The sequence below is a fragment of the Staphylococcus sp. HMSC068C09 genome (assembly GCF_001813735.1).
In the GTDB taxonomy this organism is placed as follows: Bacteria; Bacillota; Bacilli; order Staphylococcales; family Staphylococcaceae; genus Staphylococcus; species Staphylococcus hominis.
Window position 1 is genome coordinate 30,347 of the sequence record NZ_KV813771.1, and the last position, 658, is coordinate 31,004.

The following is a 658-nucleotide window of genomic DNA, read 5'->3' on the forward strand; positions in this document are numbered from 1 at the left end:
AGGCGTGTTAACCGCTACACTACGAGACCAAATACGGAGGAAGAGGGATTCGAACCCCCGCGAGCCGTTAAGCTCCTGTCGGTTTTCAAGACCGATCCCTTCAGCCGGACTTGGGTATTCCTCCACATTTTATAGGTAAATTGCTATTAAATTATTAGATGGCGGTCTCGACGGGAATCGAACCCGCGATCTCCTGCGTGACAGGCAGGCGTGTTAACCGCTACACTACGAGACCAAAACAAATTGCGGGAGGCGGATTTGAACCACCGACCTTCGGGTTATGAGCCCGACGAGCTACCGAACTGCTCCATCCCGCGATAATAAAAATGGCGGAGGAAGAGGGATTCGAACCCCCGCGGCCCGTTAAGGCCCTGTCGGTTTTCAAGACCGATCCCTTCAGCCGGACTTGGGTATTCCTCCAAAATTATATGGACCTTGCAGGACTCGAACCTGCGACCGAACGGTTATGAGCCGTTAGCTCTAACCAACTGAGCTAAAGGTCCAAATTTTAATTCTACAACTAATAATTAGTGGCGGTGGAGGGGATCGAACCCCCGACCTCACGGGTATGAACCGTACGCTCTAGCCAGCTGAGCTACACCGCCGTTATATAGTTTGTAAATGATTTAAATGGTGGAGACTAGCGGGATCGAACCGC

Annotated in this window: 7 tRNA genes (1 of these 7 only partly in view); all 7 read right to left on the minus strand. The window is 51.5% G+C overall.

The features are described 5' to 3' along the window. Nucleotides 1-34 precede the first annotated feature (34 nt). Nucleotides 35-124 (minus strand) — tRNA-Ser (locus HMPREF2930_RS09360). Between the two features lie 35 nt (nucleotides 125-159). Beyond that, nucleotides 160-235: transfer RNA gene (locus tag HMPREF2930_RS09365), tRNA-Asp, on the minus strand. Nucleotides 236-243: 8 nt separating this feature from the next. Then, nucleotides 244-317: transfer RNA gene (locus HMPREF2930_RS09370), tRNA-Met, on the minus strand. Between the two features lie 10 nt (nucleotides 318-327). Then, nucleotides 328-420 (minus strand) — tRNA-Ser (locus HMPREF2930_RS09375). A 9-nt stretch (nucleotides 421-429) separates the two neighbouring features. Further along, a tRNA-Ile gene (locus HMPREF2930_RS09380) sits at nucleotides 430-503 on the minus strand. A gap of 28 nt (nucleotides 504-531) precedes the next feature. Next, a tRNA-Met gene (locus HMPREF2930_RS09385) sits at nucleotides 532-605 on the minus strand. A 26-nt stretch (nucleotides 606-631) separates the two neighbouring features. Continuing rightward, nucleotides 632-658 (minus strand) — tRNA-Ser (locus HMPREF2930_RS11670) (it continues 129 nt past the right edge of the window).